The sequence below is a fragment of the Lentisalinibacter salinarum genome, from assembly GCF_040706555.1.
Taxonomy (GTDB): Bacteria; Pseudomonadota; Gammaproteobacteria; order Steroidobacterales; family Woeseiaceae; genus Lentisalinibacter; species Lentisalinibacter salinarum.
On the sequence record NZ_JAPDRH010000003.1, the window covers coordinates 621,989 to 648,903 of the forward strand.

Here is a 26,915-nt window from a genome sequence, read left to right on the forward strand (position 1 = left end):
TCGCATCAACAGAGGTTTTTCATGAAGAAGCTGATTCTTCTCTCCGTGCTGTGCGCGCCAGCCCTGGCCCTCGCACAGGACCCCGGCCGCGACGACCTGAGCTACACCTACGCGGAACTGCGCTACGTGGACGTCGACGAGAACGGCGGCGACGGGCTGCGCTTCAACGGCAGCTACGATCTCGGCAACAACTGGATCATCGTGGGCGGTATCACGAGTCTCGAGTTCAATCAGAACGTGGACTACACCGCGCTGGAACTCGGTGGCGGCTACGTCTATCCCTACAACGACGATTTCGACCTGGTGGCGACCGCCCGCTTCGTCGACGCCGAGGTGGATACGCCCGTCGGTGATGCCGACGACAGCGGCATCGCGCTGTCCGCCGGACTGCGCGGCCTGCTTGCGCCACAGTTCGAGGTGCGGGGTTCCGTGAATTACGTGGATATCGCCGACAGCGATACCTACCTGGAGCTGGCCGGCGACTACTACTTCACCCGTCAGTTCGCCGCAGGGATCAGCCTGGAGTTCGCCGGCGACAGCGACGTCATCACCGTCGGCGGACGCTGGTTCTTTCGGTAGTCCGACGCAGGAGCGCCCGCCGCCGGGCGGGCGCTCCCTGCTTCCCGCTAACTGCTTTCCGAACGAGCGGCTGCAAGCTCAGGCCGACTCGCCGATATCCTGATAGAACATCAGCGAATTATCGTCCGGATCATAGAACGTCAGCAGATGCACCATGCCCTCGATGGTGAAGACATCTCCGTCGATGCGGACGCCCCGCTCCTCCAGCGACGCTTTCGCGGCACGTATATCCTTCACTCCGAATGTGGGCGTGGCTCCGCCCGGACTCGGGGCCTCCACGACGCTGAGTCCCACGTTCACCCGGGTGACCGGCGACACCATCTCGCACCAGCCCATATCCTCCAGCCGATAGATCAGTTCGAGACCCAGAGTGTCCCGGTACCACGCGATGGACCGGTCCAGGTCCGATACCGGCACGGACAGCGTCAGTCCCCCATCGAATTCGATTTCGGCGGCCATGTGCGGCTCCCCCTTTTTGTTATTGAGGTTCGATTTTTATACTTAGTATATAATTTGTCAAATGGCCATGGACGACGAATCACGGGGAGGCCGTCGTGAACGGCTCACGCCGCTGCTCGATCTGGTGGAACGCCGCTGGAGCATCCCGGTGCTTGCCGAACTCCATCGCGGCTCCGGCGCGAAATTCGTGACTCTGGCGCATCGACTCGACGTGGGCCGGGGCTCGCTCAGCGCCACCCTCACCCACCTGATCGAACTCGGTCTGGTCTGCCGCAATCCCGGCCACGGGCACCCGATGCGGCCGGAATACCTGCTCACCGATCGGGGACGGCGGGCGGCATACCACTGCGCCGGACTGGCGCGCGTCGTCGGAGAAGGGGGCAACGCCGACGTCGCATACCGGAAGTGGTCGCTGCCCCTGATCGCGGTCATCGGCGACGGCCGGGTTCGATTCCGCGACCTGCGCCGGTCGCTGACGAGCGCTACCCCGCGGGCCATCACACTCGGGCTGAAGGGTCTGCTCGAGCACCACTGGATCGAGCGCTCCGTGCTCGACGGCTACCCGCCCGCCGCGGGCTACTGCCTGCGCGCACCGGGGAAGCGTGTCTATGCGAGCCTGGAAGGACTGTGTTAAGGCCGACGCCTACATCGCGCCGGTCAGGTTCAGGAAGAAGCCCCGGTGATCGTAGTCCAGGTCCGTGAGGTCGTCGGAGAAATCGGCGAAGCTGTAGCCGAGGCCGAGCTTCACGTTGTCCCCGAAGTAGCGTGACACCGCCAGCAGCGCACCGGTGCGACGCTGATCGAGATCCGCCATGTCCAGCAGCCGGGACTCGCCCATCGCCTCCCAGTTCTCCAGGAAGCGCCAGTCGAGTCGCAGCACGTACAGCGCCGCGCTGTTGTCGAAGAACTCCCGGTCCTCGCGGTCGAGGCTGATCTGGCCCAGGCGGTACGCGTACTTGCCGCCCAGAGAGAGGTCCGGCGTCAGATCGTAGGTGACGTCCACCGCCGCCACGTGGCTCTTCTGGATGAACTCCGCGGCCGTGTTCTTCAGCGTCACCTGGTCCGTGGTCGGTACGTTGTAGAAATAGGTGTACTTCACCAGCGCGTTCCAGCGGTCATGGGTAACCGGGCGCAGCGCGTAGCCGAGCACGGCCTCTGTGAAGCCGCCGTCGTAGAAATTGCCCAGAGAGCTGTCGCTCGCGGAGTGGTTCAGCTTGCCGAGCAGCCTGGCGCCGGGCGAATGCTGATAGCGGAAGTGGTTCCGGAACAGCCAGGTCGTGCGCTCGGAGATGCCGAGGTCGAGCTGCTGTACCTCGTCCGCGCGGTACTCGATGCCGCTCGACAGCGTGAGCTTTTCGAAGCCGTAGCCCACCTGGATGCTGGCGGCCCGGCGGTCGGTCTCGGCGCCGGTCTCCAGATCCTCGAGGGTACCGATGTCCGTGTGCATGCCGATATTCAGCCGCTCGGTCGGCGCAAGACTCACACCCGTGGCATGCGTCAGCCCCGTCATGACGGTGCTGTGCCGGTAGCGCTCCTCCAGGAACACGCTGGTGGAGTCGGAGAAGCGGGTCTTCACGCCGGCGACCAGGTTGCCCTCCTCGCCCCGGTAGCTGCGCAGGCCGTTGTCGGTGCGCTCGTTCTCCAGCGTGTAATTCAGATACAGGCTGGTGCGGTCGGAGTGGAGGTAGTTCGTACCGACGCGGCCGCCGGGCCCGAGATCGCCGCCGGAGACTTCTGCATTCACCCGCAGGTTGTCGAAGACCTGGTAAGAGCCGCCCACACCGAGACGCCCGTTCTCTTCCCGGTTGCCCGTCGTGGACAGCGTCTCCTGGGCGAAGCCATAAGCCGTCCAGTCGGAGCGTGAGTTGTAGCCGACCTGCACCACGGCGTCGGTGCGCTCGCCGGTCGTCTGGGTCAGCACCGGCACGGCGGTCGCGTCGGCGCGCTCGTCCTGTCGGTAGCCGGTGCTGATGTCCCAGCGCTCGTCGAGCCGGTAGGTCAGGTTGTACTCCATGGCCCGGATCTCGAGCCCCTGATCCTGGCTGCGGTTATCCGTCTTGGCCGTGAACGACCAGTCGCGCAGGATCGGCATGCTCACCGTGCCGCCGTAATGGCGCGTGGCGGTGAGCGCACTCAGGCCGGGCGCCGAATAGCCCGCCTCCATCTCCTGCAGGTACAGGGTGATGCGCGCATCGCCCAGCTCGAACATCTCGTCGGTATCCAGGCTCACGTCGGCCCGCCAGGCGCCGGCGTCGACGCCGGCCCAGGCCAGCGGGTCCTGGCCGTAGAAGCCGAAGCCGCCGTCATCGGAACGCAGGGTCGTGGAGACCGCGCCCTCACTCTGCGCGCCCTGCAGCTTCACCCAGGTGCCGGCACTCTTGCGCAGCGTGACGTCGGCGGCGTTCAGGCTCGAGTCCTGGCCGTCCTGGTCATTCTGGCTGGCCGTGAGACCGAAGCGCACGTGATCCCCGACCCAGTAGTGGGCCTGGCCGCCGGTGGCGAGCGCGTCGATCTCGTCGAAGCCGGGCGTGTATTCGTAACGTACCACCAGGTAGACCTCGTCCCCACCGGCTGCATTGGAGCGCACCAGCAGTTGGTCGTCTGCCGTCGCCGACAGGGGTTCCGTCAGCATGACGCGGCCCTGCAGGTAATCGATGTCGTAGTCCAGCGACGGCGTGAGGTTGACCACGCCCGTGACGAGCCCGGACGCCTTGTCCCGGATCTCCACGCGGACGCGCTCGGAGCCGGTGAGGATGTCCTGGCGGCGCAGGTAGTACAGCGAGCCGCCGGTGCCGCGGAACTCCTCGCGACTGGGCACCGTACCCGGCTCGGCCGCGAACAGATCGGCGCCGAAACGGCGTTCACCCGAGTCGGTCGCCTCGTCGGACTGGTAGCGCAGGTTGGCGCCGTACAGGCCCCGGTCCACCCGGGCCAGTTCGTTCTGCATGTAGCCGACCTTGAAGTTGCCCCACATGGCGTGGTTTTCGTCCTCCGACAGCTTCACGTAGAACTTGCCCATGGTCGGCGCCAGCTCCTCGACGGTGCCGTCGTCGCCGAAGGTGGGATAGTAGTAGTCCGGGTCGATGCGGCGCAGCAGCGAGTCAGGCGACTTGCTCATGAAATTGCTGAACAGCTCGTCGAGCGGCTCTTCGCGCGTGTCGGCGCTGGCCACCAGGCGCCAGTGCTCGCCGAACTTGCCGTCGACGTAGAAGGCGAGGCGGCCGTCCGCACTGGAGGTCGGGTCGCGCAGCGGCTCGTCGCCGCTCATGAGGTCGATGGGCCCGGTGGCATCGTTCTCGGCGACGGTGACGTCCGCCATGCCGACGTAGAACCAGTCGCTGGATTTGAGCTCCAGATCGCGCAGGAACAGCTCGCCGTTGCCCTGATCGTCCAGTACGGCCACCTCGACCGTGTGCGTGCCCTGCGGCAGCACCTCCTCCGCCACGAAGTTGCCCTGCGCGTCTACGGGTACCTGCCGGCCGGCAACCCAGACGGTGTGGCCGTCGGGGATGCCGCTGCCGCGCACGCCCACCGTGCCGCTCGCGAGCTGGATGTTCTGCGTCGCGAGATCGCTCTCGCCGAACGCGGCGAGTAATGGCGGTGCATCCGCATCCACCGGCGAGGCCGAAGGAGTGTCGCCGTAGACCAGCCACAGCGGCTGCGGTGCGGTCTCGTCGAAGTTGCCGTCCGCGCCGTAGGCACGGACCACGTAGGCGAGCTTGCGCGAGGGGCCGCGGAAGTGATCCATCGGCGGCCGCCACTCGGCCACGCCGTCCGGATCGTCGAGGCGGACCACCGCCAGCGGCGCGGACTCCAGGGACTGGCCGTTCTCGAAGATGCGGACTTCCGCCCGCTCGATGAAATGGGTGTAGTTCGCATACATCCGGAAGCGGATGGGTCGCACGCTCGGCGGTATGCAGATGTCGCCGAGGTCGGCCGGGATCGCCACCGTGGACGGACTGGCGGTCACCGCCAGACGGGGCGCGGAGCGCAGATTGTCGAAGCCGAAGCGGATATCCGCCTCGTCGAGCGCCACGTCGGTGCAGCGCTGGATGTCGGCGGAGCTGCGTTCCGGATCGTCGATGGGCTCGCCATCGACCGTGATGCGCATCAGGTTCAGGCCGAGGGGGTTCTTCGGCTCGAGCTCCCGGGTGAGCCGTGTCACGTCCACGCCCTCGTAGTCGTCCAGCACCGCGAGTTCGTCATAGACCACCTGGGCCACGACGTAGGAGTCGTCGCCCTGGACGAATCCGGCGTTCACGGGATCGTCGGTATGCACGAAGCCACGGCCTTCGAATTCCATGGCCGCATCCGCCAGATCCTCGCCGACGGCCTCCATGACGCGGCGGGCCCGGGCGGCGGACAGTCCGATATCGTCGCCGTAGACCATCGCCGTGCGACGCTCCAGACGCTCGTTGCGCGTATAGCCGACGAAACGGATACGCGCGTTGCGCTCGTCCGCGACGTCCTGCATGGCGCGCCGGAGATCCGCCGCAAGTTCCGGCGGCACCGCCATCTGTCCGCCCACGATCTCCACGCGCGGGATGCTGCCCCAGGGCGGGTCGTAGACCCGCGTGACCAGCTCGGCACCCGGCGCGTCGGGGCAGAGCTGCGGCTCGTCGGGCAACTCCTGCAGCGGATCGTCGTACCAGAACTCCAGCTCGACCCGCCGGTTCAGCGCGCGGCCCCGCGGCGTGTCGTTGGAGGCCAGCGGCTTGTCCGTGCCGCGGCCGTCACTGGCAACGGCGGCGCTGGGCAGGCCAAGGCGGTCCTGTATTGCCAGCGCGACCCGGCGCGCGCGCGCCTTGGACAGGCCGAGATGGGTGCCGTAGATGCGCTCGGTGGCACCGCTGAGCGGAGCGTCGTCCGAGTGGCCGATGAATTTCACCACCACGTTCTGCTTGTCGGCGAGGTTCGCCAGCGCCTGGCGTATCTGACCGACGTGCCGCTCGCCGATCTCGACGCCTTCCTCATTCCAGCGCAGCGGCGGGATCAGGTTCTGCAGGCGGGCCCGATGGGCATGGCCGTCGACGTAGCGCAGCTTGCACACCGTCTCCATGCGGCAGACCTTCACACGACGGATCTCGTGAGGCACGAGAATCTCTTCCTCCACCACGGCCTCGCGCATTTCGTCGTACCAGACCTCCACCTCGACCCGGCGATTCAGCGCTCGCCCGGCCTCGGTGTCGTTGCTCGCTACCGGATCGGTGTCGCCGGCCCATTCGAAGGAAATCGATTCCGGCGGCAGCGCGAGGCGGGTCTGGAAATACTCGGCGACCTGACCGGCTCGCTCCCGCGACAGCCCGGCGTTGTCGCCGTAGACGGCGGCGAGGCGTACCGAGAGAGGCTGGTTGTCGGCATGCCCGACCAGGTGCAGACGCACGTTGCGCCGATGGCTGAGGCTGTCGAGTACCCGGCCGAGTTCGGCGACGGTACTCTCCGGGATATCGGCGACGCCGGACTCGAAGCGGATCGCCGGCACGACGCCGGTGAGCTTGACCGTCTCGGGCCGGTCCGCGAGCACCTCGCGCGTCTCGATGCGGTCCCCCGCCTCCTCCGTCAGCCGCTCGGGATCCTGCACCCACTCGCGGAACGGGACATCCAGCGGCAGATGACGCTCCACCGCCTCGCCCAGCGGCCGGATATCCGCTGCAAGGACCGCGGACGACGCCAGCGTGGCGCCGAGCGCGAGACAGGCGATTCTCCTCACGAAGGTTCTCACGGGCGCTCCTCCCCCCGGCTGCGCGGCCGCTCGGGCGGGCTGCCCAGGCGCCAGTGCACCTCGGGTTCCACCGCCAGTTCGTAGCAGCAGTCGAGCGCGGCCCAGTCCTCGAGAATCCGGCGCCGGATCGCCTCGAGCCGCCGCTCGACCAGCCGGGGCGACTCCACGTCGGCCAGGTACGACAGGCGCAGCACGGACGGTGCCTTGCGCAGTTCATTGATCAGGAGTTCGAGCCTCGGTTGCCAGAGGCTGCGCAGCTCCACCGAATCGGCCTCGAACGCGGCATCGGCGAGATCCAGCCCGACCACGCGGTGGATCGACGCGCCGAAGTCGAAGTCCAGCGCCTTGCCCCGGGTGGCCCGCTTGATCTGCACCGAGCGGGTCGAGGGCCGATAGCCCGAGGGCAGCGTACGGTCGTCCAGCTTCAGGACGAAGTTGCTGCCGCGGGTCTCGTTCGGCGTCACCGCGCAGGTGATGTGGAAGCGTCCGTGGGCATCGGTGGTGGCCGCGAGCCCCCGCGGCGTCACCAGACGCACACCGGCGAGACCGGTCTCCTGCTCGTCCTGGAAGCCGTTGCGGTTGCGATCGTCGAAGACCTTGCCCGTCACGTCCGTGCAGTCGAAGGTCGGGTCCGGCACCAGGCGCACCGTAGCCGTGGCTTCGCCGGACATGGCATTGCCGGTGATGCCGTTCATCACCTGTGCCCGGTTGACGAATTCGCCCTCGCTCACGCCGGCGCCGACCGCCAGCAGCAGCTGGATCTCGTGCCGTCCCGAGGCATCGAGGATCAGGTTCTCCCACACCAGTTCGCGCCCGTTCATGACGGGCTCCACGGCGACGCCGTCGATGCGCGCCGACCCCTCGACGTAGGCGAAGCCCGCCGGATAGCGGTCCACCACGTTCACATCGGTGAGCTCGATCTCGATGGTGTTGTTCACCGTGATCAGATAAGGCACCAGCTGCCCCCGGTTCACGTTCACCATCGGCGTGCTCTTGGTGACCGACACGGCCCCGGAGAGCTCCGGATCCACCGGGATGTGGTTGTTGAACAGCTGGCTGGATCCGGGCACCGACGTCCCGTCGAGCGTCAGCCGTTCGTACCAGGTCGTCCCGGCGGTGCGTGCCCGTACGGAGGCCGGCGGAGCGGTCTCCGAGGCCTGCACCTCGCAGTGTTCGCTGGTGCCCGGGACGGCGTCGTCGGTCGAGCCCGGGCAGGACGGGACGTCGAACGCGGCACCCGTCGCGTCGTTGCTCGCCGGGATGATCTCGGAGGGTCCGGGCACGTAGCCCGCACCCGGCGGCGTCACGCTGATCACGTAGTCGGCACCGTCCGGACAGCCCGGATCGCCGAAGTTCAGGTCGAACTTGTACCAGCCATCCGACAACGTCACCTGATTCTGCTGCACCGGGTCCTCGAAGCAGGCAGCCGGCACCGGCGTCCCGCCCGGGCCGTCCAGCAGCGTGACCACCGCGCCGGCCACGGGCGCCCGCGACACCGAGTTGTAGACGACACCGGCCGGATCGATGGGCAGGTTGAGGTCCTGCAGGTTGTTGCCCTTCACCAGTTCGATACCGGCGATGCGCTGCGGATAGTTCGTGAAATCTGCAGAATACGCGAGCCCGAGCGCGGCGCTGCGGGGTCCCGCGCCCGGCGCGACGAAGCGGATCTCGTAGACGTCGTCGGTGAGATAGTTGGGCACGAGGCCGCTCACCCGGTAGTTGCCGTCCGCGTCCGTCAGTACAGAGCGCACGCGCGTGTCGTTGCGCCAGACCTCGACGGACCAGCCCTCGAGCCGGCGCTCCCCGGCGCCGTCGACGTCGTCGAAGTCCGCGTCGTGCCACACCGTGCCGTTCACCGCCGCGGAGCCCGGTGTGCCGCCCACGTCCACGGACACGGAGGCCGTGGCGCTCTGGGTCGCCTGGTTCCAGCGCACCTCGGCGATGTTCGTCACCGTAGTTCCGATCGGCAGGGTAGGCTCTATCACCGCGCGGAAACGGAGTTCGACGGTCTCGTCGGGCTGGAGCGCGCCGTACAGGGAGCCGTAGTCGGCCGTCAGCAGCGTGCCGGCGAAAGCCACGCCCTCGTCGGAGCCGTTCATCGCGGCAGAGCCGTCCACGTAGATCAGCTGTGCGGGTTCGGGCAGATCCAGGTCGTCGTAGATCACGACATCGTAGGCCGGCACCGAGGCGATGTTCCGGACCGTCACCAGATACTCCAGCGTGGAGCCCGCCTCGGCGACGCCGCCGCCGACCACCGTCACCTGCTTGCTGATGGCGAGCTGCTGGGCGTCGCCCACGACTACGACGGTGGGCTCCGGGCCCGTCGCCGGGTCGCCGTCGCCGTCGGTGAGGAGGTCCGGCAGTTCGTAGCTCGAGACCGTGGCCTGGTTCTCTATCAGCGTGCCCGGCACCGCATCGGCGTTCACCAGCAGGTAGAACTGCACGGTGGCCGAGGCGCCGGGGCTCAGCGTTCCCTCGCCGGCGCCGGGCAGCGGCGGCGTGAGGTCCGCAGAGGACAGGGGCAATCCGGCCGCCAGCGGGAAGTTGCCGCCGTCCGGCTGTCCGGCGGCCAGGCCGTTCAGTGTGGTGGTATCGGCCACGTACGTCGTCCACTCGGGCACCTGGTCCACCAGTTCCACGACCGTGGCGGGCACGGTGCCGTTGTTGTAGACCGTGATCGTGTAGCGCAGCGTATCGCCCGGATCGACGATGCCCGGCGTGCCCAGGTCGTCCTGCAGCGCCGCCGACTTCTCGGCGTAGAGAAGCGGCAGGCGGCCGACCACGTCGCGGGTGGGATCGTCGGCCACCGGTGTGCGCGGGTCGTCTGACGGTCGGTCGATCACGCCGCCGTCCGGCGCGCTCACGAAGGCCTGGTTCGAGATGACGGTACCGTCCGCGGCGTCCGGGTCGACCACGACGTCGAAGACGATCGTCGCGGTATCGTCGGCGTCCGGGGCGGCGGCGGCGGCGGGCAGCAGTCCCGGCGTGGCGTCGCCGGGGGCGTTGATCGGGATGCCGTCGGCCAGCGGCGAGACGCCGCCGTCGGCGTCCGCGACGCCGACACCGTTCAGCGTCGTGCTGCCGGCGACGTAGGTGGTGTTGGCCGGCACGGCGTCGGCGATTACCGCGTCCCTGGCATCGTCGGTGCCCGTGTTCCGCACCGTGATGGTGTAGCGCAGGGTCTCGCCGGCGAGCAGCACGTCGGGATCGCCCGTGACGTAGGACGAGACTTTCTCCACCGTGAAATAAGGCGCCGACTCGATCAGCACGCGGGTGGGATCCTCGTCGCCGGTCACGTTCGGATCCGCCGGCCCGTTGACCAGGGGATCGTCGCTGACGGCCACCGGGTTGCCCTGGTAGACCAGCTCGGACTGGTTGGTTACGTAGGTGCCGTCGCGGATCACCGACGCCAGCGTCACCTCGAATTCCACGCGCACCGTGTCCCCGACACCGCCGAGACTGAGGCCGCCCACGTCGAGGAGGCCGGTGCCGGCAGCACCGCCCGCGGCATCCGTATTGGCGGCAACGGCGCCGGCGGGCAGCGTGACCACAGTCAGCGTGCCGGGCTGGAATGCGGGCACGTCGTTCAGCCGGTCCAGCTCGTCCACGAGACGGAACTCGTCGACCGGCGTGTCGCCCAGGTTCTCGACGTAGAGGCTGTAGCGCAGCGTGTCGCCCGGCGTGGCCACGGCGGCAGGGTCTTCGCCGGTGGTCACGTTGACCACGGTCTTCTCGAACAGCAGCTCCGGCGAGAACTCGACCACCGTGTGGGCGTCCTCGTGGTCGAGCACGTCCACCGTGCCGTCGGTAATGGTACGGCTGTAGGTGCGCGCGCGGTCGTCCGGGGTGGAGACGTCCACGCTGGACCATTCGGTGGCACCCGCAATATTGGTGAATGCCGCATCGGCCACCGTGTCCGCGTCCAGGCCGGCCTCGTAGGTAACGAGGAGCCGCTGATCCGGGGCGATGCCGCCTGCCGGCGACAGCACCTCGAGTGTGAACGTGCACCCGGGCCGGCCGGTGAAGGACACCGCGTAGTCCGCGCCGGCGGTGAGCGGTGCGGCCACCGCGGTGGTGCCGTCCGCCTCGAACAGCTGCGCGGTGACCTGCGCCGGTGCGGCGTCGCAGAGCCCGCCGTCGGCGGTATCCGGCAGCAGATCGGTCAGATAGACGTTCCAGGCCGTCGAGGTGCCGACGTTGTGCACATCCAGCGTGAAGACGCCGGTCTCGCCCGCGCGCAGGCGCAGCGGCCCGTATTTCTCCAGCGTGAGCTCGGGCTCGACGATGGTCATCGGGCCGCTGACGGCGCCATCGCCGGGTCGTTCGGTCGCCCCCTGCCCGTCGAGCTGGTTGTAGGTATAGGCCGCGGTGTTGGTGAACTCCAGGCCGGCGACGTTGGTCGGCGTGTCGCTGAGCGCCACCGTGATCTCGACCACCACCTGCTCGCCCGCGGGGATATCGATGCCGTTCGCCGGATCCTCGATGACCAGCGAGGTGGCGGTGCCCGTATTCTGCGGCGCCCACCCGGCCGGCCCGGACACCCGGGCGACACTCACGAACTCCAGGTCCGCGGCGGAAGCCGTCAGATCGTCCACGATGCGCACGTCATACAGCGGCGCGCTGTGCGGCGTGGTCGGCACCGTGAGCCGGTAACTGAAAGCCTCGCCGATGGCCGCGGTCGGCTGCGTGGTCGCCTTCGCTAGCGCCGGCGGCGGCTCGGCCTCGATCACCACCGTCGTCGGATCCTCGTCGCCGGGCACGTCCGGATCGGCCTGGCCGTTGACGGTGGGGTCGTCGCTGTCGGCGAGTTTCACGGCACCGATCAGCTCCGACTGGTTCGCGACCACGGTGCCGTCCAGTATGGCTTCGGCCAGGGTCACCTCGAACTCCACTACGAGCTCGCCGTCCGCCGGCAGATCGATATTGGTGACCACCAGCTGGCCGGTGCCGTTGGTGCCACCGAAGGGATCCGTCGCGGCGGTGGTGGCGCCGGCGGGCAGCGAGCCGGGCAGTACCTGCAGCGAGCCGGGCACGAACACCGGTGCCGCATTCAGCGAGCCGAGATCGTCGCGGATCGCGACGTCCTCGAGGGGGCCGTCGGTGGTCTGCAGCCGCAGCGTGTAGCGGAGCCGGTCGCCGGGCGCGGCGCTCTCCGCCGGATCCGCGCCGCTGGTGACGTTCGCCACGGTCTTCTCGAAGAAATAACCGTACAGCGCCGTGGTGACCGTGTGCGCGTCCTGGTGGTCCGCCGTGCCGACCGTCCCATTGGTCACGGGGCGCGCGAACTCCAGCCGGTCCGGGTTGCCGGCCGCTCCGTTGTACCACCGGGTGGCGCCGGCGACATTGGTGAGCTGGACGCCGTCGTCGGTGTCCGCGTCGAGCCGGCTGCGGTAGCGGATGATCAGATGCTCGTCCGGGCCGATCATGGCCGCCGGGGTAAGCATGTCGAGTGTGAGTTCGCAGCGCGGGCTGCCCTGCCAGACCAGATCGAAGTCCACGCCCGGCGTCAGCGGACCCTTGCCCGGCACCGGCGTGACGCCGTCCGCGGCATACACCTGCGCGTCCAGGATCTCCGGCTGGATGTCGCACATGCCGCCCTGGGGTCCGTCGGGCAGCCGGTCCACCAGCGCCACGTCCCAGGCCTCGCCCAGTCCCGTGTTGTGCACGTCGATGGCGAACTCGCCCCACTGGCCGAGGTTCAGCGTCCGGCCGAGGGTCGCCGGCCCGGTCTTGGTGACCACGATATCGGGACCGGCAATGGTCAGCGGATCGGAGATGCCCCACTCGCCCGGCAGCGGCTCGTAGAAGATGCCGTCGATCAGCCGTCCGAAATCCCACTTGGCGGTGTTCACGAACTGGGTGCCGATCGCGTTCGCCGGCGAGTCCTCCAGCACCACGGTCAGCTCGATCACGATCTGCTCGTTCGACGGGATGATCGGGAAGTTGTCGAAGGTGAGCACGCCGCCGTCGTTGTCGAAGGTGTGTGCCACCGGCAGTCCCGTGCTCTCCCAGTAGGCCGTGTGGCTCACGTAGGTGAGATCGACCCCGGTCGCGTTCAGGTCGTCGATCAGGGTGACGCCGTGTAGGTCGTTCAGGGATCCGAATTCGTCGATGACCGTGCCGGTGCCGGCGTCGAACAGCACCGGCATCGTCAGCGTGTAGGTGAACGGCACGCCGATCGACGCCGTCGTCGTGCCCGGCGGGTTGTCCTTCTCGATCTTCTCGACCGGGATCAGCAGGTTCTGGCAGCCCTCCTGGATGGAGCTGGAGGAGCCGTTGACGAACCAGATGCGATGGCCCGCGACGCTGTTGCAGGCCATCTCGCCGGTATGGACGACGTTGTCGAAGACGATCAGCCAGCGCTCGTCCGTCTGGCCCGGCTGGGTCAGGAAGCTGAAGTTGGTGTCCAGCGGATTGGACGCCGGGAAGTTCCGGATGGTGCAGTTGCGGTCGATCTGGATCTGGGCGGGCGCGACGTCGCCGGCGAAGCCGTCGATGGTGCCGTTCGGGAACTCCGAGCAGTCCACGGCCCAGGACGGCGCGGCGGCCAGCACGAGCACGGCGAAGGCCAGCAGCCGGAGTACCGTCCGGGCGCTTGCCGATGTGTTGGATGTTCTGCTGCTCGCCATGTGGTGCCTGTTCCACCGGCGGCGATCGCGTTGCCTGAGAGGCCTGGACCCTGGCGTGATCCCGGGTCCGGATTCGGGCGGTCCCGCTGTCATGGAGCCGTCGGGGCTCTGTAGACCGGAGACTTTGCGTCGCCACCTTTCGGTGGTTTTGCCTTTGTCAGAATCTCTTCTTTGTCGGTTACTCGTCGTTCGTTCAGGTAGTCGCCGGGAGGAAATCGATCGGGTAGATGATCGTCATCGCCGCGATGTCCTCCTTGGCGCCGAAATCGAAACCGCTCACCCTGGCCACGATCTGGTCGGCCAGGTCCGGCGCGCCCATGTCACTGGAGTGGAGGCGGCACATCGAGACGCTGCCGTCGGGTTCGATGGTGAGCTTCAGCACGAGCTGGCCGCGCAGCGTCGGGTCGCGCCGCAGCTCCCGGTTGTACAGGCGGTACAGCGCCGCCTTGTAGCGGTCGAACACGATCTGGATCTCTTCGTCCGTGCGCCCGGCCGACGGCCCGCCGGCCCGCGGCCGGTCCGCGGAGCCGTCGCCGCCGATGGAAGTCGCGACCTGCGTGACGCGGACGCCCTCGATGCCCTGGCCGCCGGCGCCCCCGCCGACGTCCCGACTGACGCTCGCCAGATTGATGCCGCCGCTCGACCCGGGCGCGTCGGTCGTGACCATGGCCCGCGTCGGGCGGCCCACAGCGGACTCGCCGCGGTTGCCGACCCGCGCGCTTGCGCCGAGATCGGCCGACGGTCCGGAACGCGCCCGCTGCGCGAAGCTCTCCCGGAAAGCGAGGATGCCCTTCGAGCGGACCTCCTGCTTCGGCGCGGACTGCTCCGCCACTTTAGCGGGTTCGGTAATCTCGGGCATCTCCTCGGGCGGCGATTCCTCCACCACCTGCTCCTCCGGCTCGGGCGGCTCCTCGATCACCGGCTCCGGCTCCGTCTCCACCGTACGCGCCGGCGGCGGCGGCTCGGGCTGGATGAGTCTGGCCACACGCTCGGGGACCTCGATCAGCTCCTCGTGCTCGGGGATGGGCAGATCGATCATGCGCAGGACCAGCGCCACCAGTACGCTCGCAGCCACCGTGGCGGCCAGCGACTGGCGGAAACGCCGGTCCTCTTCCACGCCCCGCGTCCAGGGCATGATCATGCGGCGGAACGGCAGCGGCGAGGGGTCGCGTTCCAGCACCCACTCGTTCAGCTTGCGCTCCTGCTCGTCCCGAAGGTCGTGCAATTCGGCCTGCAGATACTCGAGCACGTCGTCGCGCTCCTCGAGTTCCCGCGCCAGCTGGTCGCGCCGCTCCTCTATGCCGGCCACACGATCGCAGAACGCCGTGGCCTGCCTGCGGACCTCGGCCAGGTGCGTGCTGCGGGCGTCGGCCGGCAGCGTATCGCGCCAGAAAAGGTCCGCTGCACCGAGGCGCTCCAGCTGCTCCAGCGAGCCGGTGACCGCATCGAGGAGTTCGTATTTCTCGCGCTCGCCCGCGAGGGACTGCAATTCCCCGCTGGCGGCGCGCAGCAGCTCCTCCAGATCACCGAGCTTCTGCTGCTCGGCATCGATCTGGTCCAGGAGCGCCTGTTCTTCCCAGGTTTTCTCGAGACTCACTGCATCACCCCGATGAAGCCGCGGCTAGGTGGCGGCGCTGTCGGCGGGCTTCTGTACGACGGCCAGCGACACCTGGCCGTAACCCTCGCCCGTGCACGTCGTCATGATCCGCTTGATCACGGTGAACGGGACCGATTTGTCGGCCAGGATCGTGACCTCCTGGCTCTTCGCGACGGAGCGCGTCTTCGGCCCCACCACGCGCTGACTGATCTCCTCCAGCCGCGCCGTGATGGGCTCGATGGTCGCCGTCTCCGACGCCAGGATCTCGCTGACCCGGATGACCGCCCGCCCCTGGACGAGCACCTCGTCGGGGCTCACGAAGATCACGACCGTCTCCCGCGGCTTCTCCTCCACCATGGACTCGGGCAGCGTGACCTGCTTCGGCGCTTCCATGACCTCCACGGATCCCGAATTCACCAGCAGGAAGAAGACGAGGATGGTGAACACGTCCATCAGCGACGTGAGGTTCATCTTCGTCACCTTCGTCCGGTTGCGCGTCATCCGCTTCAGACGTCGGGTGTTCGTCATCATGGCGCCTCTCCTACCGAGATCTCCGGGAACAGGGCCACCAGCTGGATCTCCCCGCTCTCCTCGGCCTCCATCGGCCGGCTTCTGACCACGTCCATCACCTGGATCAGGTAGTCATAGGGTATGAACGGCTCGAGCAGGACCGAGGCGGCGTTCTCGCTGCGGTACTGCCGCTTCAGGGAGACCACGTGCTCGGACAGCGTCTCGAAGTCGTACTCCTCCTCGACCTTCGGGATGGCGGCGATGACCGACCGTCCGTTGGTGAGCTCGAAACCGCTCTCGCGCACGATCACCTCCAGGCGGAAGTTTGGCTCTGTCGTGGCGGCGCCCCCCGAGGAGGACGGGAGATCGAGCTCCACGATGGTCAGCCGCGAGAAGACCGCCGTGATGAGCAGAAACGGCACCAGGACCACCATGAGATTGAGGAAGGTGGTGACGTCCAGCTCTGGCGTCTCTTTGGTGCGTCGCCTGTAATGATGCCGTTTTCTGATCATGGCACTTGCCTCCTCAGGCGGCGACCTCGTACTGACGCTTGGCCTTCTTGCTGATCACGTTCAGGGCCTTCACGGTCGCCATCTCGAGGCTGTCGACGATGTCGCCCGTCTTGCTCGTGAGCACCGCATGGGTGATCAGCAGCGGGATCGCCACCATCAGGCCGAACGCGGTCGTGTTCATGGCCACGGAGATGCTGGCGGACAACAGGTCGGCCTTCTCGGCGGGGTTCGCATTCGCGACGGCCGTGAAGGCCTGGATGAGGCCCATGATGGTGCCTAGCAGGCCGAGCAGGGTCGCGATACTGGAAGCCAGCGCCACATAGGCGGTGCGCTTCTCGAGCCGCGGCACGATCTCCATCATGTTCTCTTCCATGGCGATTTCTATATCCTCGCGACGGCGCACCGCGCCCTGCAGGGAGAGACCCATGTTCAGCACCTGGGCCACGGTGGACTCGTCCTTCGCCGTGACCTCGCGGGCCTTGTCGAAATCGCCTTTCGCGAGCAGCGGCTGCACCTCGTCCCACACGCGCTGGTTCTTCCGGGTGACCCGGTCCAGCGTGATGTAGCGCTCGATCGCGATGGCGGCACCCACCGCGAACACGATCAGTATCGGGTACATGAACGCTCCGCCCGAGGCGAAGAAACCTACGATCGAATAAAAAATGTCCATCACCTTTTCCTCATCTGACAGAACTTCGTGAGATAACTCACGGGGACTTGCTAGCGTAAATGGGTGTCACGGTCACAACGGTGATCCAGTGCACGTTCGCGGCTCATTCCGCACCCTCCCCGCCGGAGCGGATGCCGTAATAACGGAGTTCCCGCGCGAACACTTCCGGGTCCACCGGACGGGCGCGCTCGTCGAGCGAGTCCGCGAGGGACGGATCGTCGCCGAGCTCCGAACTCTTCCAGGGCACGATCACGAGCGCCTTCGGCGCCTCCTCGTTGCCGAGGATCGACATGCCCGACATGGTGTGCGGGTTGTCCGGTGTCGTGCCGGCGGTATCCTCTGCCGCCGCAGTCATGGCCTCGGCCTCCTCTGAAGACTCCGTAGCCTCGTCCTCGGCAGCGGCCTGCAGAGCGATGCCGAGCAGCGCGAGCGCGAACCACGGCGCAAGCTTAGCGAGATTCATTGCGTGGTCTCCCCGAGACGATTGCGGATGTCGGCGATCCATATGGCGGCCTCCTCGTCTGCCGTCACCGTCTTCATGTAGGCCTCGTAATTGGCCAGCGCGCACTCGGGATCGGCGAGGTAGAGGTCACAGAGGATCGCGAGGTTGCGGCGCGCGTAATGGAACCCCGGGTAGATCTCCAGCGCGGTCTCGTAGCTCCGCCTCGCCTCGTCGAAGCGGCCGGTCTTGCGATACACGATGCCGAGTTCGTTGTGCACGATCGGGTGTTCCGGATTCAGGGCACGGGCGGCCAGCAGCTCCGTCTCGGCAGCCTTCAGGTCGCCCATGCGGTGATAGGCGATGCCGAGGTCGATACGCGGCGCGCTGAGAGACGGCGCCTCTTCCGCCACCTGCCTGAGGAGCTCGATGCCCTGCTGCTCGCGCTCGTTCTCGAGCAGATCGAGAGCGGTCTGGTAGTCCTCGCGCACGGCCGCGCCGATCCGCGCCTCTTCCGTGATGGTGAAACCCACGGCCTCCTGGATCTCGATGCGCGCGCCGGGCTGCTGCTCCGGTGCCGTGGCGGCGCAGCCGCCCAGAATCAGCGCCAGCAGCACTTGCAGCGGACGATACAACGTTTTCATGGCGACTCACCCCGCGGTGCGCCGTGCGCCAGCCCGGATACACCGGTCACCTGGACCTCCGCCTCCGGCAGCACGACCGATTCCACGGCCGGGTCTGCCGGCGTCTCGGGCACCACCGGCATGCGATAGGCGTAGACGTCGATGGCGCCGAGGAACCCGCTCGAGATCTCGTTCTTGGCGTAGCGGCCCGGCATCATGACGGCCAGCCGGTCGAGACTCTGCTGTATCCAGTCGTTGTAGACGCCCATGGCCAGCAGCTCGAAGTTCTTCTCGTGCACGGCAATCGCCTGCTCCTCGAACGGCCAGGCCTCTTCCTCGAGGACCATCTCGTAATCCATGAGCTCGGCCTCGGTGAGACCCGCCGGCCGCTCCGACGCCATGATCGCGTCGCTGAACCGGTAGTAGATCTCCGCGATGTAGTAAGTGGCGGCCGCCGTGACCTCGCCCACCTCGTAGTCCACCAGCGCCTCGAAGGCGGCCATGGCAGCGTCCATCCGGGCCTGCTTCTCGGCAAGGCTTCGTTCGAAGGGCTGCGTCAGTTCGAGTTCCGCGAAATGTTCGTAGCTGAGCTTCGCCAGCACCAGTCCCGCCCGGGCTGCCAGGTAGCGGGTTCGCTCCGTGCGTTCGTCGCCGCCGTCGGCATCCCGTGCGACGATCTCGCGCAGTTCGTCGTGATAGCGCGCAGTATCGCCCCGGTCGCGGTAGATCTCGGCGATGCGGTTGCGGGTCTCGACGTGGACGTCCAGCGGCGCGGGATACTCGCCGACGTACCTCTCGTAGACGGCCAGTGCGCTGTCGGTCTGCTCCGCCTCCTCGTAGAGATCCGCGGCGACCAGCAGCGCTTGCCGCGCGAGCTCAGGATCCTCGCTCTCCGTCGCGATGCGCTCGTGTTCGGCGGCGGAGCGGGCGAGCTGGCCGTCCTCCCGGTAGATGTTCGCGAGCTGTCTGGTGGCATCGTCCGCCAGCTCGTGTTCCGCATGATCCACGCGGAACTCCTCGAGGACGCCGGCGGCGCCCTCCCAGTCCTCGAGTTTCACGAGAGCGGCGGCGGCATCGTATTCGGCCGCCGTGCGGATAGCGGACGTCGGCGCAGCGGTCTTCACGCGCAGGAAATGCTCTGCCGCCGCCCGGTAATCCTCGAGCAGATTGGCCTGCTCGCCCTGCTTGTAGATGGCGGCCGCGAGACCATCGATGATGGCCGGGCGCGACTCGTGATCTTCCGCCGTGAGCTCGAGCACACGGGCGTAGGCCTGCTCCGCGCGGGGATACTCGGTGATGTCCATCGACGAGTGGCCCACGACGATCCAGGCGGAGCGCCGCAGGGCCACCTCGGTCTCTGGATAACGCCCGATCAGGGTGTCTGCCGCGGCGATGGCGCGCCGGTAGTCCTTCATGGCGTAGAGGTCGTCGGCCGCCGCGCCGAGCACGGTCGGCGCCTTCTCGTGGCCGGGGAAAGCATCGGCGAAACGCAGCGAACTCTCCACCGTGCGCGCCTTGACTTCCAGCTGCCCGGCACCGGTGGCCCGCTCCAGGTCCTGGCGATGGGCGTACACGGCCGCATAGCCGGCGGCCGCAGACTGCTCGTGCTGCGGGTAGTCGTAGGCCGTGCGCTCGTACTCCAGCGCGGCGCGGGCGTAATCCTCGTGCTCCAGCAGCAGGTCGGCCAGCTGGTAGTTGATGGGCGGGGACTCTTCGTCCGCCGGGAACGAGGACAGGAACTCGCCGTACCAGGTCAGCGCCTCGGCATAGTTGTCCGGGCGCTCGTCCGCGAGCTCTTCCTGCTGATAGAGCGCATGATAGTGATTCGCCAGATCCTTGAGATTGGTCTTCAGGAAGCCCATCACCTCCGGCGAGGCCGCAGGATCGTAGTGCTGCCAGTAGTCCGCCTGCAGCGCGTAGCGCTCCGCGAATTCCTTCTTCGCCTCCACGACCAGGCGGGGGAATTCCCCCTTCTCGTAGATCTCGACGACGCGCATGCTGAAATGAGGCGCGACGCGATGGGCGGGATTCAGGTCGATGAAAGAGTTGTAAACGGCCGCCGCGTCCTGGAAGCGCAGCTTGTCGAGATAGAACTCGCCGAGGTTGCTGTAGATGCGGTCGCCGTAGCTCCGCGCGCCGTTGGCGGCGAAGTAATCATCGATCACCTCCGGCCCGCCGAGGTTGGAGAAGCTCAGGGAGATCACCCGGAAGGTATCGCCGATGCGGTGATCGTCGCCCCCCTTCTCGTCATCCCCCTCCTCGTCGTCCCCGTTGTCGAAGGCCCGGTCGAAGTCGAACCCCGTCGCCACGCGATGATCGAGCATCGCCATGTAGCGGTGCAGCGCCTCCTCGTACAGCGACTGCTTGTAGAAGGTCCAGCCGAGTTTGTAGAGAGCGAGTTCGTAGTAGGGCGAGGTCTCGCCGAAGTTGATGATGGCGCCGTAGGATTCCTCGGCGTCCAGATATTTCTTGCGTACGAAGAAGTACTCGCCCCGGCGGAACCAGACCTCGTCGACATAGCGCGAGTCCGGATATTCGCGCACGAAACGGTCCATCACCGCCATCGCATCGTCGCTGCGGCCGAGTTCGTCGTAGGCGCGGGACATCTGGTACAGGACCTGGTCGTTCCGCTCGTAGCCCGGATATTCCTCGAGGATGCGGCGATAGGTCCGGATCGCCTCCACCGGCCCGGCCAGTGCAGTGGCATCCACCCCGTCCGGCAGCGCAGGCGCCATCCCGTCGGCCGCCGGGGCCGGCAGGGTCGCCGCACTCGCCCGCGCCTCGAAGGCCTCGCTGCTCTCCGCATACTCGGCGATCCGGATGCCGTCGGCCGCGGCTCCGGCGCCGTTCGGAACCGGCCCGCGGGGTGCGCGCTCCGCGGCGATCGCCTCGGCATCCTCGTCCACGGCCATCTCGATGAGTTCGCCGGAACCGATCACGCCGAATTCCTTCTCGATCTGCAGGTCCGCGAGACGGCGCATGGCCTCGGGAGTCATGACGCCGGAGGGGGTCTCCTCCAGGTAGCGACGGTAACTCTGCTCCGCCCGTTCCAGACTGTCGGCGACGCGGACGTCCTCGAGATCCGGCTCCACGGCACGCAGATCGGCAAGCGTGTCGCGCTGCTGCACGCCGGCGCAACCGGCCGCGAGCAGCGCCAGCCAGATCATCGTTAGGTTGCCGGTGAGGTTGCCGGCGAGATTGCGGGACCGCGTTTTCATTCCGCCTCGCTCCGCGCCTGCAGCTGTGTGGCCCGGTCGTAGCTGTCGGCCAGCGCATAACGGGCGTCGTCCCGGAATTTCTCCAGCCGGTCGCGCCGTGCCACCAGTTCGTCGATGGCTACGACCTCCAGGAGCCGCCCCTGGCGGGCCATGAGCCGGTCCAGCTGCGCGATGGATTCGCCCACCCGGGTCTGCAGCCGGGCGAGCGGCGTGTCGTAGCCCTCGTAGCTGTGCGAGGCAGCCTGGCGGACGCGCACGAACTGCCGGTAACGGACCTCCAGCGCCGTCATGGCGCCGTCGAGCTCCTGCAGATGCTGGTGGAACGCGTCCAGGCGGTCGTGGTACTCGGTGCGCAGGGCCCACAGCAGCCTGCCTTCGAGACGGCGCACACGGACCCGCGCCACGTCGTCCGCGGCCACGCCCTGCTCGTCGAGTTGCTCCTCGACCGCCTCGAGTGTCGCGAGCATCCGCTGCTCGTCGCGGGTGGCGAGGAATTCGGGCCTGGGCGCGGTCAGCATCGACTGCAGGCGCTTCTTCAGCATCTCGTGCTGCTCGAGCCGCAGGCGCATGCGCGAATCGAGCTCGCGGAATTCGCTATCGATACCCGGCAGCAGCGGTTCGTAGTGATCCCGGCGTATCTCGACCATCTCTCCGTAGGCCTCGAAGCCGGACTGCCAGCCTTCGAGTTTCCGGCGCAGATCGGCGAGATCCAGATAGTTCTGCAGCCCCGTCTGGAAGTCGTGGGAGGCCATCAGTTCCATGAGGTAGTAGGTTTCCGGCGTCTCCGGCAGCGACCGGAGCCGGATCACCCAGTCCTCGTCCTTGCGGATCTCCTCGCGCACCAGTACCTCCAGGAAACGCCCCTCGCGGATGCTGAGGATGGAGGCATCCAGCTTGCCGAGTTCGGCGCCGTAGGTATCCAGGGCACGGCCGTAGTATTCCGCCGCGCGACCGTGCACGGACAGCTGGCCGTAGGCATACGGCAGCGCCAGCATGGCCTCCTGCGCCGCCTTGTCCGTCGTCTCGCGGCCCGCGAGGATGGACCAGGGCACGACGGCGCGTTCGTAGTTCTCGGCGCGGGTGGACGCCCAGCCGGAACTCAGCAGGGCCTGGTTGGAGAACGGGCCGTCCAGGCTCACGCGGTCGAGGTAGGTGGCGGCCTCCTCGTTGCGGCCGGACTCGAGCAGCATCGTGCCCAGCACCAGGTTGGCCTTGTCGCGGATCGCGGCTGCCGCCTCGTCGTCGGCCTTCACGCGTCCCGCCCGTTCCAGCTGCGCGACGGCCGCCGTCTCGCGGCCGTCCTGCAGATAGGCGATACCGAGGTTGTAGGCCACGAAGGCCTCCAGATCGCGCGAGCCCCGCAGGTCCTCGAGGACCGGGATGGCCTCATCCGGCCGACCCGTCGCGAGGTAGACGTTCGCGCGCAGGAAGCCGATGTCGTCGCGTATTCCGGCCGGCACTTCGCCCTCGATGCGGTCGAGCGCCTCCAGCGCATCGGGCATCTGGCCCTTCTGGAAATGAATGCGCGCCAGACGGTAGGCGGCCTCGTTGCGCACCGGCTCCTCGACGTCGCCCTCCAGCACGGCGCGAATGGCACGGCCGGCGCGATGGTGCATCCGGTAACGCAGTTCGAAGTCACCCACCGAGAACTCGGCGCGGTCGATGTGATAGTGCAGCGGATCGAGCTCGGGCTCGTCGAGGTCGTAATGCTGGCCCAGCTCCGTATCCAGCCGCTCCAGCGCATCGAAGTAATGCCCCATCTTCGCGTGATAGAGCGCCTCGCCGAACCACAGGTCGCGCAGCTCCTCACAGCGCAGCGGCGCCGCCGTCAGGGCGACGGCAGCGGCCAGGGCAATCGGGAGGAGCGAGGCGCGTTTCACGGCTACCAGTCTCCGAGCGCGATCCTGTCGTCGGAGCCGTCCAGGGTGATGCCGATCATCTTCGGCTCCACGCCCTTCACGAAGGCGAACTGCTGCGAACCGTTCACGTCGTTGCCGTTCTTCAGCTTGCCCGTGTAACTGACGCTGAGGCTGTGCTCGCCGGTCGGGATGTTGCCGGTGTAGAGGCGCTGGACGCCGCCGTCCTGCAGCGCCTCCAGTTCCTTGAAGCTGTAGATGTAGTGGGCGACGAGTTCGCCGTTGATCTCGACCTGCACGGCATCCAGGCGCAGCGCATCGCCGTCCGCGATCTCGACGAAAAGCGCCACCTGCGTTCCCGAGGGATACAGCAGACGCTCTTCCAAGCGGCCGAGTTCGGCGGCGATATCGAGCACGTCGGACTTCATCTCCTGCACCTGCTCGTCGAGTCCGCGCATCTGCTCGCCGGAGATGTCGCCGGCAGCGCCCGCGGCACTGCACATAACCAGGCTCAACAACGCGATTCGAATGAATTGGTACATGATCGGCACCCGTCCTGACTGAGGGGATCGGCTTTGCAGGGGGAGGCGACCTCCGCTGTCCCCTCCGACTCGTGTTCTGAGGGCGCAGTGTCGATCAACCGCACACCCCAATCTGTGACGGGGTTCGCAAATCTATGTGGGCCAATCGGGACCGATTGACAGGGTCGGCGGAAAGCTGACCGTCCGCAGCCGCCGTTATGTCAAGGGCAGCGGGCCAGAGCGCGGGTGGCGCCCGTCCGCAGGCGGCGGCGTCCGAGCATCAGGCGCAACCCGCTCAGCGCCATGAACAGCAGGGACAATGACAGGAGAGTGAGCAACAGCCGATAGCCCGGCCATCCGGTCTTGCCGGCATGCAGCGGATAGAGAGCATCGAACACGGCGGGTCCCGCGCCACGCCGGGTCGCGTCGATGGTCTCGAGGATCTCGGCCGACGCGGGATGCAACACCAGATAACTGCGGCCGTTCGGATGCAGCTCGCCCTCGTTGCGCAGCCGGACGAGTACCGGTGCATCGGACTCCCGCGGCGGCGAGACGAACCGCACCACGCCGGCCGGGAATGCCTTGCCGGCCGCATCGAGCACCTGCTGCCAGTCGGTCTCGTCGGAGTCGGGCTCCACGGTCATCGCCGACGGCGCGAGCGGTGGGCTGGCCCCGAGCACCGCGTTCAGCGACGACTGGAATGGCCCCGGGAACACCATGGCCACGCCGGTGACGACCAGCCCCGCGAACAGCGGGCCGAGCGTCGCTCCCTGGGCGGCATGGCCGCGCAGCAGGTAGCGGGACTCGGCGTTGCGGGGCCAGAAATAGCGCAGCCGGAATATCGCCCGTCGGCGCAGCCAGAGCCACGCGCCCGAGGTCAGGCTGACCATGACCAGACAGCCGAGGATCCCGACGAGGGTGTGCCCCGGCTCTCCCGCCAGCAGATACGCATGCAGCTCGAACAGGAAGGCGGGCAGGCTGTCGCTCCAGCCCCACTCCGCAACCAGCGCGCCGGTCTCCGGGTGATAGAGCCTTTCGCCGCCGTCGGTCAGGTAGGCGTGGTAGGCGGGACGCCCCGCCCGCGGCATGGCGAGTGCCGAGAGCCGCCCTTCCGTGGCGGCGACGATCCGGGCGATGACGTCCGCGTCCGGGGTCTCCGCGGGCAGCGTCTCCGGCAGCTGCGGGTAGCGCCAGTCGACGTACTCGTCGGCCCAGAGCAGCGCGAGCCCGCTGAGGGTCGCCACCGCCAGCCATGCGGCGATGACGACCCCGAGCCAGCGGTGCAGCCGGCGGATCATCCGCTCAGAACGCCCGTTGCCACCCGAAGGTCAGGGTGCGGCCCTTGCCGGCGAAGTAGGTATCGGAGCGCTGGAAGGGCTCGGTCTGGGCGAAGTAGGTGAAGTAGTCCTCGTTCAGCAGGTTCTCGACGGCCACCGAGAACACGCCGTAATCCGACCGCCAGCTCACGAAGGCATCGGCCAGGGTGTAGCCGTCGAAGTCCGCGGCGTCCGCAGGCGCGCCCGGACCGTCGAAGCTGCGGTCCTCCAGTCGTGCGGCCTGCACGCGCCAGCGGATATCGTCGCGGACACGCCCCTCGACATAGAGGTTCAGCCGGTCCGGCCCGATATTCAGTCCGTCCAGGTCACTGTCCACCGAGCCGTCGCCGTCGGAATCGAAGCGGCCGTCGATGCGGCTGTAGTTCGCACCGAGGCTGAGCGACTCGCTGACCGCGTAGTCCAGGGAGAGCTCTACGCCGTCGATTTCGGTGCGCTGGCGCTGCACCTCGAAGATGCCGGCCTCGTTGCTGAGCAGCCGCGAGCCGTTGTCGGCCGTCGATTCGTAATACGTGGCGCGGGCGGTCACGCGGCCGTCCCCGTATTCCACGCCGAATTCGGTGTTGTCGGTGACCACCGGCTCCACCTCCAGCAGGCTGTCCACGTCCAGGCCGGGCGTCGACACGCCGCGCAGCACACGGCCGACGTCGGGCATGGTGAACGCCTCGGCGGCGGCAGCGTAGAGCGTCCAGCTATCGGTCAGCCGCCAGATCGCGCCGGCATTGAACAGCGTCTCGTCGAACTCCGGCTCGCCGCCCTCGACAAAGGTGCTGCCGGCCGAGGCGATGGTGGTGTAGTCGTCCACCTCGAGGCTGGCGTTCTCCTGGCGGGCGCCGCCGGTGACCGTCACGACCTCGTTGATGGTCCAGCCCAGCTGCACGAACGGCGAGACGGTCTCGAACCGTGTCTCCGGCACCCATTCGCGGCCGCTGCGCGCCAGCTCCTGCGCCGAGTCGTCGCGGAACCAGTCGATGCCGGCCGTGAGGTTCAGGTCCGGGTCGACCAGAGCCCGGTTCCAGGTGGTCTTCAGTCCGTTCTTGTCGGAGACGATCTCCGACTGGTCGAGGAACGGCTCGCCGTCCGGCGTCAGCCGGAAGAAGCCGCCGAAGGTGCCGCCCTCGAACAGCGCGGCATAGCTCTGGTCGTACACCTGGGCCTCCAGGCTGCCTCCCAGCACCCGCTCCTGACGCCATGTCAGTGAGACGGTGGTCACCTCGTTGCGGGCCGGATCGCCCACTTCGGCCGAGGGATCGCCCTCCTCGGTACCCGTGGGTATGCCGGCAGAGCGGTCGCCGGGCACGCTGCGGAAGTCGCCGTTGCGCTCCAGCTCGAAGTCGTTCACCAGCAGCGTGAGCGTGGCGTCCCCGGTCACCCGCCATTCGCCCTTGCCGAACAGGCCGAGGGAGGTCGAGTCCATGATGTCGCCCTGGGTGGGATACAGGCCCACCGCGTCTCCGTCCGCGTCCAGGAACAGGCCCCGGTCGTGGTACGCGAAACCGACGATGAAGTCGAAGGCATCGGTGCCGCGGCCGGTGCTGGCCGCGATCTTGTAACCGTAGGCGTCGGAGTCGAAGTCGTCCGCCGTGGTGAGCCGCGCCTCCAGGTCGGTCTGCCAGGAATCGGCGGAGACCGGCGCGCGGGTCACGGTATTCACCACGCCGCCCGTGGCACCCACGCCCTGGATGGAGTTCGAGCCGTTGATCACCTCGATGCGCTCGATGAACGCAAGGTCGATGGTATGACCGTCGCGCTGTCCGTCCCGCAGGGCATTGTGCTGCGGGACGCCGTCAATCAGGTACAGCGGGTTGCGGCCGCGCAGGGTCTCGCTGCGTCCCATCAGCTTCTGGGAGCTGGGCGCGAAACCGGGCACCGAGTTGGACAGCACGCTCGCGAGATCGTCGCTGATGGCCGATTGGAGTTCGATGGTCTCCGCGTCGAGGATGGTCAGCGTGCCCGGGATAGCCGTCGCGGGCTGCTCGACGCGGCTGGCGCTGACCACGATCTCCTCGATCACGCCCTCCCCGGCGTCATTGCCGGACTGGGCGGCCGCAGACTCGGGGATTGCGGTCGCTGCCGTCATTGCGAGGCACGCAAGGAGCCCCGGGCCGATTCTGAATGAACTCATCGTCGTTCCTCTCGTGTGTTCCCGAATGTAAATGCGAATACTTCTTATTTCGGTATTCATTGTCAACTTCGGCTTTTACGGATCGGTCGCTGCGGCTCCGCAACAAGACGGCAACACACTT

Annotated in this window: 16 protein-coding genes and 1 riboswitch; of the genes, 2 read left to right on the forward strand and 14 right to left on the reverse strand. The window is 67.6% G+C overall.

The annotated features are described in order from the left end of the window. The first annotated feature begins 21 nt into the window (after positions 1 to 21). Positions 22 to 579 (forward strand): outer membrane beta-barrel protein, encoded by a 558-nt coding sequence (locus ACJMKZ_RS13405; RefSeq protein ID WP_405233704.1) that lies wholly within the window; start codon positions 22 to 24, stop codon positions 577 to 579. Between the two features lie 78 nt (positions 580 to 657). Here ACJMKZ_RS13405 and ACJMKZ_RS13410 read toward each other — a convergent pair whose 3' ends face one another. Further along, positions 658 to 1,038, reverse strand: coding sequence for a VOC family protein (locus ACJMKZ_RS13410; protein WP_405233705.1), 381 nt, complete (start codon positions 1,036 to 1,038; stop codon positions 658 to 660). 67 nt (positions 1,039 to 1,105) lie between these two features. On the opposite strand from ACJMKZ_RS13410, the gene ACJMKZ_RS13415 reads away from it, so the two are divergent. Beyond that, entirely contained in the window at positions 1,106 to 1,672 is a 567-nt protein-coding gene (locus tag ACJMKZ_RS13415) for a winged helix-turn-helix transcriptional regulator (protein ID WP_405233706.1), read from the forward strand. Between the two features lie 9 nt (positions 1,673 to 1,681). Here ACJMKZ_RS13415 and ACJMKZ_RS13420 read toward each other — a convergent pair whose 3' ends face one another. From ACJMKZ_RS13420 to ACJMKZ_RS13480, 13 genes are all read right to left on the reverse strand, one after another. Next, the gene (locus ACJMKZ_RS13420) at positions 1,682 to 6,760 is read right to left on the reverse strand and encodes an OmpA family protein (RefSeq protein WP_405233707.1); all 5,079 of its coding nucleotides are present in this window, start codon (positions 6,758 to 6,760) and stop codon (positions 1,682 to 1,684) included. After that, positions 6,757 to 13,389 (reverse strand): hypothetical protein, encoded by a 6,633-nt coding sequence (locus tag ACJMKZ_RS13425; protein ID WP_405233708.1) that lies wholly within the window; start codon positions 13,387 to 13,389, stop codon positions 6,757 to 6,759. Before ACJMKZ_RS13425 ends, ACJMKZ_RS13420 begins: the two co-directional genes overlap by 4 nt. A 73-nt stretch (positions 13,390 to 13,462) precedes the next feature. Continuing rightward, a riboswitch (cyclic di-GMP riboswitch) is annotated at positions 13,463 to 13,552 on the reverse strand. A gap of 30 nt (positions 13,553 to 13,582) precedes the next feature. Next, on the reverse strand, positions 13,583 to 14,986 hold the full coding sequence (locus ACJMKZ_RS13430) for an AgmX/PglI C-terminal domain-containing protein (RefSeq protein ID WP_405233709.1): 1,404 nt from the start codon (positions 14,984 to 14,986) through the stop codon (positions 13,583 to 13,585). A 24-nt stretch (positions 14,987 to 15,010) separates the two neighbouring features. After that, a complete protein-coding gene (locus ACJMKZ_RS13435) occupies positions 15,011 to 15,517 on the reverse strand; it encodes an ExbD/TolR family protein (RefSeq protein WP_405233710.1) in 507 nt (168 codons plus the stop codon). Further along, positions 15,514 to 16,008, reverse strand: coding sequence for an ExbD/TolR family protein (locus tag ACJMKZ_RS13440; RefSeq protein ID WP_405233711.1), 495 nt, complete (start codon positions 16,006 to 16,008; stop codon positions 15,514 to 15,516). Before ACJMKZ_RS13440 ends, ACJMKZ_RS13435 begins: the two co-directional genes overlap by 4 nt. A 13-nt stretch (positions 16,009 to 16,021) precedes the next feature. Beyond that, positions 16,022 to 16,678 (reverse strand): MotA/TolQ/ExbB proton channel family protein, encoded by a 657-nt coding sequence (locus ACJMKZ_RS13445; protein ID WP_405233712.1) that lies wholly within the window; start codon positions 16,676 to 16,678, stop codon positions 16,022 to 16,024. A 103-nt stretch (positions 16,679 to 16,781) separates the two neighbouring features. Further along, positions 16,782 to 17,141: a hypothetical protein gene (locus tag ACJMKZ_RS13450; RefSeq protein ID WP_405233713.1), complete on the reverse strand. Its 360-nt coding sequence runs from the start codon at positions 17,139 to 17,141 to the stop codon at positions 16,782 to 16,784. Then, positions 17,138 to 17,761, reverse strand: a complete 624-nt coding sequence (locus tag ACJMKZ_RS13455; protein WP_405233714.1) for a tetratricopeptide repeat protein — start codon at positions 17,759 to 17,761, stop codon at positions 17,138 to 17,140. The genes ACJMKZ_RS13450 and ACJMKZ_RS13455 overlap by 4 nt, the downstream gene beginning before the upstream one ends. Then, a complete protein-coding gene (locus tag ACJMKZ_RS13460) occupies positions 17,758 to 20,958 on the reverse strand; it encodes a tetratricopeptide repeat protein (protein WP_405233715.1) in 3,201 nt (1,066 codons plus the stop codon). The genes ACJMKZ_RS13455 and ACJMKZ_RS13460 overlap by 4 nt, the downstream gene beginning before the upstream one ends. Continuing rightward, positions 20,955 to 22,838: a tetratricopeptide repeat protein gene (locus ACJMKZ_RS13465; protein WP_405233716.1), complete on the reverse strand. Its 1,884-nt coding sequence runs from the start codon at positions 22,836 to 22,838 to the stop codon at positions 20,955 to 20,957. Before ACJMKZ_RS13465 ends, ACJMKZ_RS13460 begins: the two co-directional genes overlap by 4 nt. Positions 22,839 to 22,840: 2 nt before the next feature. Then, the gene (locus tag ACJMKZ_RS13470) at positions 22,841 to 23,317 is read right to left on the reverse strand and encodes a hypothetical protein (protein WP_405233717.1); all 477 of its coding nucleotides are present in this window, start codon (positions 23,315 to 23,317) and stop codon (positions 22,841 to 22,843) included. Between the two features lie 239 nt (positions 23,318 to 23,556). Continuing rightward, the gene (locus ACJMKZ_RS13475) at positions 23,557 to 24,633 is read right to left on the reverse strand and encodes a PepSY-associated TM helix domain-containing protein (RefSeq protein WP_405233718.1); all 1,077 of its coding nucleotides are present in this window, start codon (positions 24,631 to 24,633) and stop codon (positions 23,557 to 23,559) included. Between the two features lie 4 nt (positions 24,634 to 24,637). Continuing rightward, entirely contained in the window at positions 24,638 to 26,794 is a 2,157-nt protein-coding gene (locus ACJMKZ_RS13480) for a TonB-dependent receptor (RefSeq protein ID WP_405233719.1), read from the reverse strand. Between the last annotated feature and the right edge of the window lie 121 nt (positions 26,795 to 26,915).